The sequence below is a fragment of the Enterococcus gallinarum NBRC 100675 genome (assembly GCF_001544275.1).
Taxonomy (GTDB): Bacteria; Bacillota; Bacilli; order Lactobacillales; family Enterococcaceae; genus Enterococcus_D; species Enterococcus_D gallinarum.
Genome location: NZ_BCQE01000027.1, coordinates 12,370 through 26,783, shown reverse-complemented (window position 1 = coordinate 26,783; position 14,414 = coordinate 12,370). Strand labels below are relative to the sequence as shown.

Genomic DNA, 14,414 nt, shown 5'->3' with positions numbered 1-14,414 from the left:
ATTTTTAATAGAGATAAATATTAAGAAATCTGCTAATATCCCTTTTAATAATGATTTAATGATAAAAATATATTCTTCTGTTTCATTCAATAAAACAGAAGAATATATTTGGTCAGAATTTTTTTCTTTCCAACAATTAGGAAATAATCTTTTTATACTTTAAATAGATATCAAATAACAAAAAGATATAAGTATAAGATATATAAAGGAATTAAAACTAGTGATTGGTTTATAAATAGATAAAGTATATTTAAAAATATTAATGAAGTTAAGGAAAGGTGATTATAATGAAAATCAATGATTTTAAAACATTAAACTTAAATGAATTAGGAGTAGTTATTGGAGGTGGAAAATGGACTAAAGATAGTTATTTAAATACTTGTATCGTTGGGGCTTATGGAGCAGCTCTTTCAGGAGCAGCTAAACATTGGAAGACTGGTCCGGGCGCATTAATAGGTGCTTTAGGATCAGAAATTAGTTATATGGCTAAAAATGGTTGCTTTAATAAGAACGGAGCTTAAATTTATCAGCTTTCAGTAAAAAATAAATTGGTTGCTATAATTAGCTATAGTTACGGGAGACATTTTGATATTGAAAGTATTTACAAGAAACTTAAATATAGTTCTAGTCGATAGATTGCTTAAGTAATATGGAGTAAATAAGCAATAATTATTTGCAAGGGAAATTTCATTCTTTTCAGAAAGAGATTCGGTAACGGTTTGGCTAGATGTTAAATCAATATTAAAGGTATGATAATTAGCTATAATATAGTTATACTTTCTATTGTTTAGGATAAATTATTTTAGGTTGTCTGGTACCATATCTTGTGATAAATTGATTCTTATATTTTTGATTAACCTGTTTTTTTAAAAGAAACTCGCATAATTTGTCGAAGTAACAGCGAGACAATCTAATATTTGTTTCGTTCATTGCTTTTTTCTTCTTTTTGGGGATGTAATTAAATTTTTTCTAACTTATTTTATTTTTTGAGCAAGAATAGTGATGCTTATATAGCGTAATCGATTGTAAATTTATTATGGAGGCTAATATGAATAAATTGAAAATAAAGCAGATGTATTCCGAAGGAAAAGATTTTCTTTTGAATTTTTTTTCAGTAGTCGGCATAATATATTTATTCAGTAATTGGACGGGGTACCCTTGGGAACAAAAATATATACTTTTATTTTCGTTTGTAGTGAGTATTATTACCTTATTGGTGGACGAAAATATTAGAAATTAAGATATAGGGAACATAAATGGCCACATTTAAAGAGTTAAAAAGAACTACAATTCTTTTTAACTCTTTATTTTACGTATATGAATATTGATGTATAAAGATTTAGGAGTATTATCTGTAGATTATTTTCATCGAAGAAATTCTCAAAGTATTAATCATTTGAAATTGTTGTGAATTTGTTCGCATACGAAAATAATATAGGATGAAGATTTTATTTGGTATTAAGTGCTAATCAATTGCTATTTTGGAAACCGTTTTCTCATTTCGAGGAAGTGGTTTTATGTTGTGAGAATGACATAGTTTTTTTGTTATAAATTCTGAATTTATCAGAATTCAACACTTTAATTTCAGTTTCCGTCTTATTATAATTTGAATATTTTTATGCTTGTAAGCGAGCTATGAATGTCTCTAATAGAGTATCTTGTTTGGTTAGATTGTTTTGAGTAATTCAGCATCTTAATTTATTCGTCAATCTCAATAGTTATTATCAGTTATATTAACAGACATTTGTAAATATCGTGTTTCCTACTTAATTATGTCAATGGCGGCGATAAAATTTTTATTTATTCCGCCATTGACAAATATACAGTTTTAAAATCTATTGTATTATTTTTTGATCTATATGAAAACCCCCTACAAAGAAAAAATCTTGGCAGGAAGTTTGGCAGGGAACTATGTTGTTTTTAGTAGTTTTTATCCATTTTTAATTTCAAGAAATGCGATAAAATAGGCTTTCTCAACTCAAATTTAGTTAGCTCTTTATTCCCACTCCACAGTTGCAGGTGGCTTACTCGTAATATCATACACGATTCGATTGACGTGTGCGACTTCGTTCACGATACGGACGCTGATTTTTTGTAAGACTTCCCATGGGATGCGGGCAAAGTCAGCGGTCATGCCATCGATGGAAGTGACTGCACGGATGCCAACAGTGTAATCGTACGTACGGCCATCACCCATTACACCTACAGAGCGGATACCTGGTAGGACAGTGAAGTATTGCCAAATGTCGCGATCCAATCCAGCATTGGCGATTTCTTCTCGCAAGATGGCATCTGAATCACGGACGATCTCTAATTTTTCTTCAGTCAATTCGCCAAGAACACGGATACCTAGACCTGGTCCTGGGAATGGTTGACGCCATACGATGCTGTCGGGCATGCCTAATTGGGTTCCTAATTCACGAACTTCGTCTTTGAACAATGTGTTCAATGGTTCGATCAATTTGAATTGCATATCTTCAGGCAGACCGCCTACGTTGTGGTGAGATTTGATCGTTTGTGCTGTTTCTGTTCCTGATTCGATCACATCGGTATAAAGGGTCCCTTGTGCAAGGAAAGACACGCCTTCTTCACCGGCCAGCTTGGTTGCTTCGTCATCAAAGACATAAACGAATTCATTCCCAATGATCTTGCGTTTTTCTTCTGGATCAGAAACACCAGCCAATTTGGATAGGAAACGCTCTTTGGCATCAACTTTGATAATATTCAAGCCGAATTTTCCGCCAAGACTTTCCATGACTTGTTCGGCTTCTCCTTTACGCAATAGACCATGATCAACAAAGATACACGTTAATTGGTCACCAATCGCTTTTTGTAAGAGAACACCAACGACAGAAGAATCAACACCGCCGGATAGACCTAATAAGACTTTCTTATCACCCACTTGTTCGCGGATCTTAGCGATCTCCATATCAATGAAGTTGTCCATTGTCCAGTCGCCTGTACATTGGCAAACATCGATTGCAAAGTGACGCAACAAATCATTGCCATATTCGGAATGACGGACTTCGGCATGGAATTGGATACCATACATTTTGCGCTCTGCATGTTGGATAGAAGCAATTGGACAGTCTTTGCTGGTGGCAACGACGTCAAAACCTGCTGGCGCTTGGGTAACTAAATCGCCATGACTCATCCAAACTGTTTGTTTCACAGGTGTATTTTGGAAAAGAGCAGCATCGGCAGAAGTGACTTCCAATTCTGCTTTACCGTATTCGCGGTTTTTGGCTGGTTCAACTTTTCCGCCTAATTTATAAGTAATCAACTGCATACCGTAACAGATTCCTAACACGGGGATCCCCAAATCAAAAATCTTTTCATCAATACCAAATGCCTTCTCATCATACACACTGTTTGGACCGCCAGAAAGGATGATCCCTTTAGGATTCATTGCCTTTACTTCTTCAGCAGTAATGCGGTGGCTCAATAACTCTGAGAAAACACCGAACTCACGAATACGTCGGGTGATCAGTTGATTGTACTGACTACCGTAATCGAGTACGATAATTTTTTCAACGTTTGGCATGTTGTCAACGTTTGTCACAATAAATTACCTCTATTCTTTTAGTTTTATTGAAAAAAGGAAGATTCCTTTTCAACAGCATAAGGGTGAATAATGAAGCAGTCAATATTTTCGCAAGAATACTTCATCGATTGAATGGTGCTTTGTTTTATGGAGAATTATATCGGCTCTGCTGCGTGTAGGCAAGATATACTCGTGTAAATTCTTTAAATTCACATTTTTCCATACTTCTTTTGCCATTTTGATTGCTTCACCGCGGTCGCCAATCGCATACTGATAGTAATAATTGTTTGGTTTTTGAAAAGCCGTATCCAAAAGAGATTCAAAACGCTCTAAATACCACTTTTCGATCAGATCGGGCTGCGCATCCACGAAAATCGAAAAGTCGAAGAAATCACTGACATAAATCTGCTGGTTTGCGGGCAGCTGTAATGTATTGATTCCTTCAACGATCAAAATATCTGGCTGATTGATGATTTCAAACGTATCCGGAATAATATTATAAACTTCATGAGAGTAAACGGGGATCTTGATTTCAGATTCTCCAGACTTCACCGCGTTCAAAAAATTGATCAATGCTTCCATGTCATAACTTTCAGGGAATCCTTTTCGATCCAAGATCCCTCGTGCTTCTAGAACCTCGTTTGGGTACAAAAAGCCATCAGTAGTAATCAGTTGCACGGTGCGCCGAGGGAAAAGCCGGCTCAACAGGTTTTGAACCAAACGCGCCGTTGTGCTTTTACCAACAGCGACACTGCCGGCAATGCCAATAATGAATGGCGGCATTTTGACATAACGATGCAAGAAAAGTCCTTTACTTAACGTGAGAGATTCAAATTCTTTCATATAAAGGTGGATCAGATGGCACAGTGGCACGTAAACATCTTCGACATCTTGGACCGAGATGCGGTCATTCAAACTTTTGATATTGTCTAATTCTTCTTGAGTGAAAGGCATCATGCCATTGGTGTAAAAGCCTTGCCATTGCTCCCGAGGAATTTGATAAAAATTCATGGTTTCTTGCATGTTCGACTCCTTCATATAGAACCTGTCTATCTTTGCAGACCGGTACTTGGCCTTCAGAAAAGGCTGATTTTCTGTATCTGGTTGCTGCTCGGAAATATTTTACCATAGAAATGGCAGGAACTTATAAAAAAACCAGGAAAAATCGTTGGCAAAGAAACGAAAATTATCTAAGATTCATTGAGGAAACGATTATCGGGAGTTTACTTCTGCAGGAATTTCGGTATCATGGAAAAGAGTCAGCAAATGAAATGCTTTTGATTGTCAAACAGATAAAGCGAGAACTATCGCTAGTTAAAAGAAAAAAGGGTGAACAAAGATGGGAAATCACTATTATACAGAAAATCCGGAAACCGCACATGATTTTGAACAATGGTCTTTTGAGTTAAAAGGAAAGAAATTTCAGTTTGTGACAGATAGTGGGGTATTTTCCCGGGAGACCGTCGATTATGGCTCTCGCGTACTGATTGATGCCTTTGAATGGGCGGATTTACCAGAGGGAACGATTTTGGATGTGGGGTGTGGCTATGGACCGATCGGGTTGTCATTGGCTTATGCATCCCAGCGTCCAGTGGAAATGATCGATATCAACCAGCGGGCGGTTGATCTTGCCCAAGGCAATGCGAAACGAAATGGCATCGAGAATGCCGACATTCATGCCTCAAACATTTACGAAACCTTGCATCAAGGCGAATACGCAGCAATTCTTAGCAATCCACCTATTCGGGCAGGCAAAGAGGTTGTTCATGAGATCTTGACAGGGGCTCTGCCGCTATTGAAAACGGGCGGCACATTAACGATCGTGATTCAAAAGAAACAAGGTGCCCCCAGTGCCCAAAAGAAAATGCAACAAACCTTTGGTAATGCCGAAATCATCAAAAAAGACAAAGGGTATTATATTATTCAAAGCTACAAAGAATAAGCGCGCAAAGCAGACGTTTTTCACGTTCACAACAGGTTTACCTGTTTTTTAAAGACCACGATCATTTGCTAGGAGCTGCCTAGAATCGCTGGTCTTTTATTTTTTGTTTTCTTTTGTCGATTTTTTTAAGGAATGGAGCTGTTTTTTAACCCTTGTAAAAAGAAAATTTTGGAAGAAAGCAAGGGGTGCTATTTTTTTTAGAAAAAATTTGCTACACTTTAGGCAAGAAAGAGGTGAGAAGTAAATGAAACTGACAATCAAGCAGATTGCTGAAATGGCAGGGGTATCTGTAACTACTGTTTCGCAAATTCTGAACAATAAAGGTAGCCGTTTCAGTGAAGAAACCCGCAAACGGGTACTGGATATCGTTAATAAGCACCATTATAAGCCAGATTTTTTTGCTTCGAATCTAATCAATCGCCACTCAAAAACGATCGGTATGATTGTCCCTGACGTTACGGATTTTTTCTTTTCTAAAATCATTGAAGGAGCAGAAAGTTATTTCAATCCATTGGGGTATATGCTGGTATTGTGTAACTCCCGACATAGCCAAGAAAAAGAAATACAATATTTGAGAGAGCTGTCTCATCGATCAGTGGATGGTATTCTTTTGGCAACACCGCATCAGCTGCCTGACGAGTATTCATTGAAGAGCGGTTTTTTTGATGACCGACCAATTATTCTCGTCGATCGGGGAATCAATCAAAGAGACAATGGCCGTTTGATTGTGAAAGAATACGAAGGCGCTTATCAAGCAGTCAGCTATCTGATCAATAATGGCCATCAAAACATCGGTATGCTAAAAGAAAGTACTGGTTATTATCAATTGGAAGAACGTTTCAATGGTTATCGTCATGCGTTGAAAGATCATCAGATCCCGTTTAAAGGGCGTTACGTGGAGTCGGCTGAGTTAACAGTGACCGGCGGATACGATGCCTGCAAGAAATTATTGAAATACCGCGAGCTTACGGCTATTTTTTGTGGGAATGATGCTATGGCGATCGGCTGTTATCAAGCAATCTATGAAGCAGGGAAAAAAGTGCCCGAGGATATTTCTGTGATTGGTTTTGACGCATTGAAGCTAACGGAATACATCACACCACCATTGACCACGGTGATGCAGCCAACCTTTGAGATTGGCTTTACGGCAGCGAAATTTTTGGTAGACGCCATCGAGTTTCCTTCTCGAAGAATTCCAAATAAGATTTTTGATACAAAATTAATTCTTCGTGAGAGCGTGAAGGCATTGACAATTGCGAAATAGTGCGGTATATTTCCAATTGTAAGTGTTTTCATAGTTTTGTTTTATATAGTAAACCGTTTTACTAAAGTGGTTTACCTACAAGAAAAATATTGTATAATGTCAGAGGAAGCGAGGGTCATTTTGATGCGAATGGTGGATTTAATTGAAAAAAAGCGTGACGGTAAGTCATTGACAAAGGAAGAGATCGACTACATTGTAACTGCGTATACTGAAGGAAGTATTCCAGATTATCAGATGAGTGCTTTGTTGATGGCTATTTTTTATGTGGATATGTCCGATGAAGAAATCACAAACCTAACTTTAGCTATGGCAAATTCTGGTGAAGTCATTGATCTTTCTTCAATCGAAGGCATCAAAGTAGATAAACATTCAACAGGGGGTGTCGGTGATACTACCACGTTGATTCTAGCACCACTAGTAGCAAGTGTTGGTGTGCCAGTTGCCAAGATGTCTGGTCGTGGACTTGGTTACACAGGCGGTACGCTGGATAAATTAGAATCAATTCCCGGGTTTCAGATTGAGATTGCAGAAGAAGAGTTTATTCGCCTCGTAAACGAAAGCAAAGTGGCGGTTATCGGTCAGTCGGGGGATTTGGCCCCTGCAGACAAAAAATTATATGCGTTGCGGGATGTCACAGCGACCGTAAGCTCGATTCCATTGATCGCTAGCTCGATCATGAGTAAGAAAATCGCAGCAGGTGCGGATGCCATCGTGTTAGATGTGACGACTGGTGACGGTGCTTTCATGAAGAAAATTGAGGATGCCAAACGCTTAGCACAAACGATGGTTCGGATTGGCAAATTAGCGAACCGTCAGACAATGGCTGTGATCTCAGATATGTCACAGCCATTAGGCGAAGCCATTGGAAATAGTTTGGAAGTAGTGGAAGCTATTGAAACATTGCAAGGAAACGGTCCAGCTGATTTAGAAGAAATGTGCTATGCATTAGGCAGCCAAATGGTTGTTTTAGCCCAAAAAGCAGAATCGTTGGAAGAAGCACGCGCATTATTGGAAGAGGCACTGCACTCTGGTAAAGCGTTGGCTAAATTTCGTGAAATGATCCGTAATCAAGGTGGCGATGATTCAGTGATCGATGATCCAAGCCAAATCTTGACTGCCAATTACCAAAGAGCATTACCAGCAAAAACTTCTGGCGTCGTAACTAAGATCGTTGCCAATGAACTAGGCATCGCAGCTATGATGTTAGGTGCCGGCCGCAAAACCAAAGAAGAAGACATCGATCACGCAGTAGGAATCAAACTGCATAAAAAAGTGGGAGAGTCTGTTGAGCAAGGTGAAGCACTGTTAACGATCTACAGCAACACAGAAGCCATCGATGATGTCATCGAATTGATCTATCAAAATATTGAAATCGGAGAAAGCGGCGGTGAGCCACCGTTGATCCATGAAATCATTACAGAATAAGGAGCGAGTGGAATGGAATTAAATCGCATGATCGACCACACTATTTTAAAGGCAGATGCAACAAAAGAAGATGTCTTGCGCATCATTGAAGAGGCAAAAACCTATCACTTTTATTCTGTCTGTATCAATCCTACTTGGGTAGCTTTGGCAGCAGAAGAATTAAAAGGTGAACCGACGGCTGTTTGTACCGTGATCGGCTTTCCTTTAGGTGCCAATACATCAGAAGTCAAAGCTTATGAAACGGCAGATGCCATCAAGAATGGTGCCGATGAAGTGGATATGGTCATTAATATTGGTGCCTTGAAATCAAAACAGTTCAAAAAAGTTCAAGCGGATATCGAAGCGGTTGTTGCAGCAGCTAAAGACAAAGCATTAGTGAAAGTCATTATTGAAACAGCACTTTTAGACAATGAAGAAATCGTAAAGGCCTGTGAATTAGCGAAAGCAGCAGGAGCTGATTTTGTCAAAACATCGACAGGATTCTCTACTGGCGGAGCGGTTGTTGCTGATGTCAAACTGATGCGTGAAACAGTGGGCCCTGAAATGGGTGTGAAAGCATCTGGCGGCATCCATAACGAAGCAGAAGCAGCAGCAATGGTCGAAGCAGGAGCAAATCGTTTAGGAACCAGTGCAAGTGTAGCAATCGTTACAGGGTCAACGGGGGCTGGCTACTAATTCAATAAAGTGAGGTTCATCATGACAAAAGCGAAAAAAGAGTGGATCGAAACGGCAGTTGCCGCATTAGACAAAGCTTACGTTCCTTATTCTAAATTTCCAGTTGGGGCCTGCTTGGTCACCAAAAAAGGAACCATCTATCAAGGCATCAATATCGAAAATGCTTCGTTTGGCTTAACGAATTGCGCGGAACGCACCGCATTTTTCAAAGCAATTTCAGAAGGCGAAAAAGACTTTCAACACTTAGTTGTTGCTGGTCATACGCCAGAGCCTATCTCACCTTGTGGCGCCTGCCGCCAAGTAATGGTTGAGTTCTGTCAGCCGGATATGCCAGTCACTCTTGTGGGAGACGATGGTATAATCAAAGAGACAACTGTCGAAGGGTTGCTGCCATATTATTTTACGAACAAAGATCTATAAACCATGTTCATTCAGTCGAAGCGGCTGTTGAAAAATAAAAACTATTTTATAGGGGGCTTTACAGCAATGAAAAAAGCAAAATTATTTAGTTTAGGAATTGTTGCAGTGGCTGGGTTGACACTACTTGGTGCATGTGGCAATGGAGGAAAGTCAGGTTCGACTGATTCAACAGGCGGCGGTTCTGCAGACGGCAAAACAGATGCAGCACACAGTGTAGCAATCGTTACCGATATCGGTGGTGTAGATGACCGTTCATTCAACCAATCTGCTTGGGAAGGTTTGGAAGCTTGGGGGAAAGAACATAACATCGCTCGCGGTGTTGGTGGATATGACTACGTTCAATCAAATGAAGCTTCAGAATATACAACAAACGTAAATGGTGCTGTCCAAAACGGATTCAAAACGATTTTTGGTGTCGGTTACCTATTGAAAGATTCAATTGAAGCAGCTGCAGCACAAAACCCTGATACTCAATTTGGGATTATCGATGATGTCATCGAAGGCAAAGACAATGTTGTTTCTGCAACCTTCAAAGACAACGAAGCAGCTTACTTAGCTGGTTTTGCAGCAGCTTATACAACAAAAACAAACAAAGTTGGCTTTATCGGCGGTGAAGAAGGTGTCGTAATCGACCGTTTTGAAGCTGGTTTTATCAAAGGTGTCGAAGATGCTTCTAAAGCATTAGGCAAAGAGATTAAAATTGATTCTCAATATGCAGCATCATTTGGTGACCCTGCAAAAGGGAAAGCCCTAGCAGCTTCAATGTACCAAGGCGGCGTTGACGTAATCTTCCATGCTTCAGGTGGTACTGGTGCTGGTGTCTTCCAAGAAGCAAAAGCAATCAATGAACAATTGAACGAAGCTGACCTTGCAGACAAAAAAGTTTGGGTTATCGGTGTAGATAGCGACCAACAAGACGAAGGTGCATACAAAACAAAAGACGGCAAAGAAGACAACTTCACATTGGCTTCAACACTTAAAGGTGTAGGCGCAGCCGTACAAGATATTTCAACACGTGCATTAGAAGATAACTTCCCTGGCGGCGAACACATCGTTTATGGTTTGAAAGACGGCGGTGTAGATATCACTGAAGGTTTCTTATCAGATGATGCAAAAGCAGCGATCGAAACAGCAAAACAAGATGTGATCGATGGCAAAGTTGAAGTGCCAGAAAAACCAGAAAAATAAGCAAGTTTTTTTAAACAATGAAAAAAAAAGACAAGAAATTCTGAACGATAGTAGAGTTGAGCGATTCGCTATCGTTCAGATGCTCGTCTTGCTAATACATCTTTAGTGGTTAATGTCTTGATGAAAGCTGTTGAGTTTTCATGAGGATAATAATCATCCTAAGCAATAGCATTTATTTGTATTAAAAATTGTTGTGTCACTGAGTGTGAGAGCGAATTAGAAAGTAAGGATGTGAGAAACTTGGCTGAAGAAAAATATGTTGTAGAAATGCGCCATATCACCAAAGAGTTTGGAACCTTCAAAGCCAATGACGATGTCAACTTACAAGTAAGGCCGGGAGAAATCCACGCATTGCTTGGGGAAAACGGAGCTGGCAAGTCGACCTTGATGAATATGCTGTCAGGTTTGTTAGAACCGACATCAGGCGATATCTTGATGAATGGGGAGAAAGTGAATATTACTAGCCCTACAGCAGCTAATAAACTTGGCATTGGTATGGTCCATCAGCATTTTATGCTGGTTGACGCGTTTACTGTCACGGAAAATATCATTTTAGGAAGCGAACCAAATAAATTGGGTGTGTTGGACCGTAAAAAAGCCCGCAAAGAAATCAAACGGGTTTCTGAGCAATATGGCTTATCGGTTGACCCAGATGCTTATGTGCGAGACATCTCAGTCGGGATGGAACAGCGTGTGGAGATTCTAAAAACATTATACCGGGGTGCAGATGTACTGATTTTTGATGAACCAACTGCAGTACTGACACCACAAGAAATCGAAGAATTGATTGTCATTATGAGAGGACTTGTTCGGGAAGGAAAATCCATCATTTTGATTACTCATAAGTTGGATGAAATCAAAGCAGTAGCGGACCGTTGTACAGTGATTCGCCGAGGCAAAGGAATAGGTACAGTCAATGTCAAAGACGTAACGTCACAGCAATTGGCAGATATGATGGTTGGTCGTTCTGTTTCCTTCAAAACACCGAAAAAACCTGCAGAACCAAAAGAAGTCGTCCTGTCTATCGAAAACTTAGTTGTAAAAGAAAATCGCGGCCTAGAGGCTGTTAAAGGCTTAAGTTTGGAAGTGCGGGCTGGGGAAGTTCTGGGGATTGCCGGAATCGATGGCAACGGACAGTCGGAATTGCTACAGGCAATCACAGGATTAAGAAAATCCGAAAGCGGCAAAGTCTTATTGAATGGTGACGACATTACAAATTTCAAACCTCGTAAAGTAACGGAGGCAGGTGTCGGGCATGTGCCGGAAGACCGTCATAAATATGGATTGGTTCTAGACATGATGCTTTCAGAAAACATTGCTTTACAAACGTATTATCAAAAACCGCTGAGCAATTATGGCGTGCTGGACTACGGGGAAATGAATGAATTTGCCCGTGGATTGATCCAAGAGTTTGATGTCCGTACAGTCAATGAGATTGTTCCTGCTCGTGCCCTCTCTGGCGGGAATCAGCAAAAGGCGATTATTGCACGGGAAATCAGCCGTGATCCGGATCTTTTGATCGTAGCGAACCCAACACGGGGCTTAGACGTAGGCGCAATTGAGTTTATCCATAAACGTTTGATCGAACAGCGGGACAAATTCAAAGCTGTCTTGTTAGTCAGCTTCGAATTAGATGAGATTTTGAACGTATCAGACCGAATCGCCGTTATCCATGCTGGTGAGATTGTTGGCGTCGTTGATCCGAAAGAGACATCAGAAAAAGAACTCGGATTACTAATGGCGGGTTATTCATTAGAAGAAGCCCGACGCGAGCTACAAATGGAGGAAGTAGGTGGTTCTGTTGAATAACCGCAAAGAAAAAATTCGGAACCTGCTTGTGCCGATCATTGCTGTTCTGCTTGGTTTTATCCTTGGTGGAATCATCATGGCGGCATTTGGCTACAGCCCAATCGATGGGTATCTTCAAATGTTCCGTACCGTATTTATCAATGGTCAAAACGGCGGATTGAATGCTAGAAATATTGGTGAGATTTTCGTTACAGCTGGTCCACTGATTTTTACAGCTTTGGGATTCGCAGTAGCGAATTCTGCAGGATTCTTTAATATCGGTCTTTCTGGACAAGCATTAGCAGGATGGGTAGCAAGTATCTGGGTCGCATTGTCTATGCCAGATGCTCCTCGAATCATTGTGTTGCCTACCGCTATTCTTGTAGGGGCAGCCTGTGGTGCAATTGCTGCAGCTATTCCAGGTATCTTACGTGCCTTCTTTGGTACGAGTGAAGTTATCGTAACTATTATGATGAATTATATTTTATTGTATACAGGAAATCATATCGTCAATAACGTCATGAATGAATCCATGATCACAACAAAAGGTGTGACCAAAATGGTAGGCGACAATGCCTCTTTACAAACACCTTTCTTAGCAAATTTGACCAACAATTCCCGGTTAAACATTGGTATTTTCATGGCACTGATCTTCCTCGTGTTGATTTGGTTCATGATGAAGAAAACAACGTTAGGTTATGAGATTCGAGCAGTTGGTTTGAATCCAACCGCATCTGAGTATGCTGGGATGAGCAGCAAACGGACAATCATTATTTCAATGATCATCTCTGGAACATTAGCTGGATTAGGTGGCGTCGTTCAAGGTTTGGGAACTTTTGAAAACTTCTTCGTTCAAGGTTCGTCATTGAGTATTGGTTTTGATGGGATGGCAGTCTCATTATTAGGCAGCGGGTCTTCGATTGGGATTTTACTTTCTGCATTGCTGTTCAGTGTTCTTAAACTGGGCGGACAAGGAATGCAGTTTGCAGGGATTCCTTCAGAACTTGTTGATGTCGACATTGCGATCATCATCTTCTTCGTTGCGATCAGCTACGTGATTCGTTTTGTATTAGCTAAAATCTTTGATGGCAAAAAGGAAGTCGCTGTTGTCCAAGAAATTGAAGCAAAGCCAAATAATCAAGATCAGGAAGGAGGAACCATCTAATGAATATCAGTTTAATTTCTTCGATCGTCACACAAACGTTGATTTATGCTGCACCATTGATCCTGACTGCACTGGGCGGCGTTTTCTCAGAGCGAAGCGGGATCGTTAACGTAGGTCTTGAAGGAATCATGGTGATGGGTGCCTTCAGTTCGATCGTTTTCAATATTGAATTTGCGTCACAATTTGGTGCATGGACACCTTGGTTAGGAATGCTAGTCGGCGGGTTAGTAGGAATGGCCTTCTCACTGCTGCATGCTGTAGCCACCATCAACTTTAGAGCAGATCACATTATCAGTGGTACCGTAATGAATTTGATGGCGCCAGCGCTGGCTGTCTTCTTAGTTAAAGCCATCTACAACAAAGGGCAAACAGACAATATTCAACAAACATTAGGGTATTTCAATTTTCCTGTGTTGCGTGATATTCCTGTGATTGGTCCAGTCTTCTTTAACCAAACGTTTTTACCTGCTTACTTTGCGATCTTGATTTCTGTGATTGCTTGGTTTGTCATCTTTAAAACACGATTTGGCTTACGGCTACGTTCCGTGGGTGAACACCCTCAGGCAGCAGATACCTTAGGAATCAATGTCTATGTGATGCGCTATTCTGGCGTGTTGATCTCCGGTTTCCTAGGCGGAATGGGTGGCGCGTTATTTGCCCAATCAATCGCTGGACGTTTTGCTGTAACAACGATTGCCGGTCAAGGGTTTATCTCAATGGCAGCAATGATCTTTGGTAAATGGAATCCGTTAGGTGCGATGGGCGCTGCAATTTTCTTCGGCTTTGCGCAAAACATCAGTATCGTTGGCGGACAATTGCCAATCATTTCCTCCATTCCAGCGGTTTATCTACAAGCAGCACCATATGCGTTAACAATTATTGTTCTAGTGCTGTTCCTTGGGAAAGCGGCAGGACCTAAAGCTAACGGTAAGAACTACATCAAATCTAAATAATTTTTTCTGTATGAAAGGGTGGGGCTATGGGACATGTTTGTGTTGCTGTG

12 protein-coding genes are annotated in these 14,414 nt (G+C 40.4%); 10 read left to right on the top strand and 2 right to left on the bottom strand.

The window, feature by feature from the left end:
• The first annotated feature begins 287 nt into the window (after positions 1–287).
• The gene (locus EG2_RS14080) at positions 288–521 is read left to right on the top strand and encodes a hypothetical protein (protein ID WP_010817850.1); all 234 of its coding nucleotides are present in this window, start codon (positions 288–290) and stop codon (positions 519–521) included.
• Between the two features lie 1,475 nt (positions 522–1,996).
• Here the strand turns inward: EG2_RS14080 and guaA are convergent.
• The gene (gene guaA, locus EG2_RS14070; protein ID WP_003127931.1) at positions 1,997–3,562 is read right to left on the bottom strand and encodes a glutamine-hydrolyzing GMP synthase; all 1,566 of its coding nucleotides are present in this window, start codon (positions 3,560–3,562) and stop codon (positions 1,997–1,999) included.
• A gap of 81 nt (positions 3,563–3,643) precedes the next feature.
• Positions 3,644–4,567 carry a type I pantothenate kinase gene (gene coaA / locus EG2_RS14065; protein WP_003127932.1) on the bottom strand — a complete coding sequence of 308 codons (924 nt, stop codon included), beginning with the start codon at positions 4,565–4,567 and terminating at the stop codon, positions 3,644–3,646.
• 316 nt (positions 4,568–4,883) lie between these two features.
• Here coaA and EG2_RS14060 point away from each other — a divergent pair, with 316 nt between their 5' ends.
• The 9 genes from EG2_RS14060 (at position 4,884) to EG2_RS14020 (ending at position 14,364) form a co-directional block, all read left to right on the top strand.
• Positions 4,884–5,486: a class I SAM-dependent methyltransferase gene (locus tag EG2_RS14060; RefSeq protein WP_003127934.1), complete on the top strand. Its 603-nt coding sequence runs from the start codon at positions 4,884–4,886 to the stop codon at positions 5,484–5,486.
• A gap of 244 nt (positions 5,487–5,730) precedes the next feature.
• Positions 5,731–6,750, top strand: coding sequence for a LacI family DNA-binding transcriptional regulator (locus tag EG2_RS14055; protein WP_003127935.1), 1,020 nt, complete (start codon positions 5,731–5,733; stop codon positions 6,748–6,750).
• 123 nt (positions 6,751–6,873) lie between these two features.
• Positions 6,874–8,175, top strand: a complete 1,302-nt coding sequence (locus EG2_RS14050; protein ID WP_003127936.1) for a pyrimidine-nucleoside phosphorylase — start codon at positions 6,874–6,876, stop codon at positions 8,173–8,175.
• 12 nt (positions 8,176–8,187) lie between these two features.
• Positions 8,188–8,850: a deoxyribose-phosphate aldolase gene (gene deoC / locus EG2_RS14045; protein ID WP_005470021.1), complete on the top strand. Its 663-nt coding sequence runs from the start codon at positions 8,188–8,190 to the stop codon at positions 8,848–8,850.
• Between the two features lie 21 nt (positions 8,851–8,871).
• A complete protein-coding gene (locus EG2_RS14040; RefSeq protein WP_003127939.1) occupies positions 8,872–9,270 on the top strand; it encodes a cytidine deaminase in 399 nt (132 codons plus the stop codon).
• A 66-nt stretch (positions 9,271–9,336) separates the two neighbouring features.
• A complete protein-coding gene (locus tag EG2_RS14035; protein ID WP_003127940.1) occupies positions 9,337–10,458 on the top strand; it encodes a BMP family lipoprotein in 1,122 nt (373 codons plus the stop codon).
• A 267-nt stretch (positions 10,459–10,725) separates the two neighbouring features.
• On the top strand, positions 10,726–12,267 hold the full coding sequence (locus tag EG2_RS14030; RefSeq protein ID WP_369915288.1) for an ABC transporter ATP-binding protein: 1,542 nt from the start codon (positions 10,726–10,728) through the stop codon (positions 12,265–12,267).
• Positions 12,260–13,411: an ABC transporter permease gene (locus EG2_RS14025; RefSeq protein WP_021150638.1), complete on the top strand. Its 1,152-nt coding sequence runs from the start codon at positions 12,260–12,262 to the stop codon at positions 13,409–13,411. Before EG2_RS14030 ends, EG2_RS14025 begins: the two co-directional genes overlap by 8 nt.
• Positions 13,411–14,364: an ABC transporter permease gene (locus tag EG2_RS14020; RefSeq protein WP_003127943.1), complete on the top strand. Its 954-nt coding sequence runs from the start codon at positions 13,411–13,413 to the stop codon at positions 14,362–14,364. Before EG2_RS14025 ends, EG2_RS14020 begins: the two co-directional genes overlap by 1 nt.
• The last annotated feature ends 50 nt before the right edge of the window (positions 14,365–14,414 follow it).

What these genes read in the sequence shown, in the direction of transcription:
- EG2_RS14035 (WP_003127940.1), top strand. Translation starts at nt 9,337, where the DNA reads ATGAAAAAAGCAAAATTATTTAGTTTAGGAATTGTTGCAGTGGCTGGG.
- EG2_RS14040 (WP_003127939.1), top strand. Translation starts at nt 8,872, where the DNA reads ATGACAAAAGCGAAAAAAGAGTGGATCGAAACGGCAGTTGCCGCATTA.
- coaA (WP_003127932.1), bottom strand. Translation starts at nt 4,567, where the DNA reads ATGCAAGAAACCATGAATTTTTATCAAATTCCTCGGGAGCAATGGCAA.
- EG2_RS14060 (WP_003127934.1), top strand. Translation starts at nt 4,884, where the DNA reads ATGGGAAATCACTATTATACAGAAAATCCGGAAACCGCACATGATTTT.
- EG2_RS14055 (WP_003127935.1), top strand. Translation starts at nt 5,731, where the DNA reads ATGAAACTGACAATCAAGCAGATTGCTGAAATGGCAGGGGTATCTGTA.
- EG2_RS14050 (WP_003127936.1), top strand. Translation starts at nt 6,874, where the DNA reads ATGCGAATGGTGGATTTAATTGAAAAAAAGCGTGACGGTAAGTCATTG.
- EG2_RS14020 (WP_003127943.1), top strand. Translation starts at nt 13,411, where the DNA reads ATGAATATCAGTTTAATTTCTTCGATCGTCACACAAACGTTGATTTAT.
- EG2_RS14030 (WP_369915288.1), top strand. Translation starts at nt 10,726, where the DNA reads ATGCGCCATATCACCAAAGAGTTTGGAACCTTCAAAGCCAATGACGAT.
- deoC (WP_005470021.1), top strand. Translation starts at nt 8,188, where the DNA reads ATGGAATTAAATCGCATGATCGACCACACTATTTTAAAGGCAGATGCA.
- EG2_RS14080 (WP_010817850.1), top strand. Translation starts at nt 288, where the DNA reads ATGAAAATCAATGATTTTAAAACATTAAACTTAAATGAATTAGGAGTA.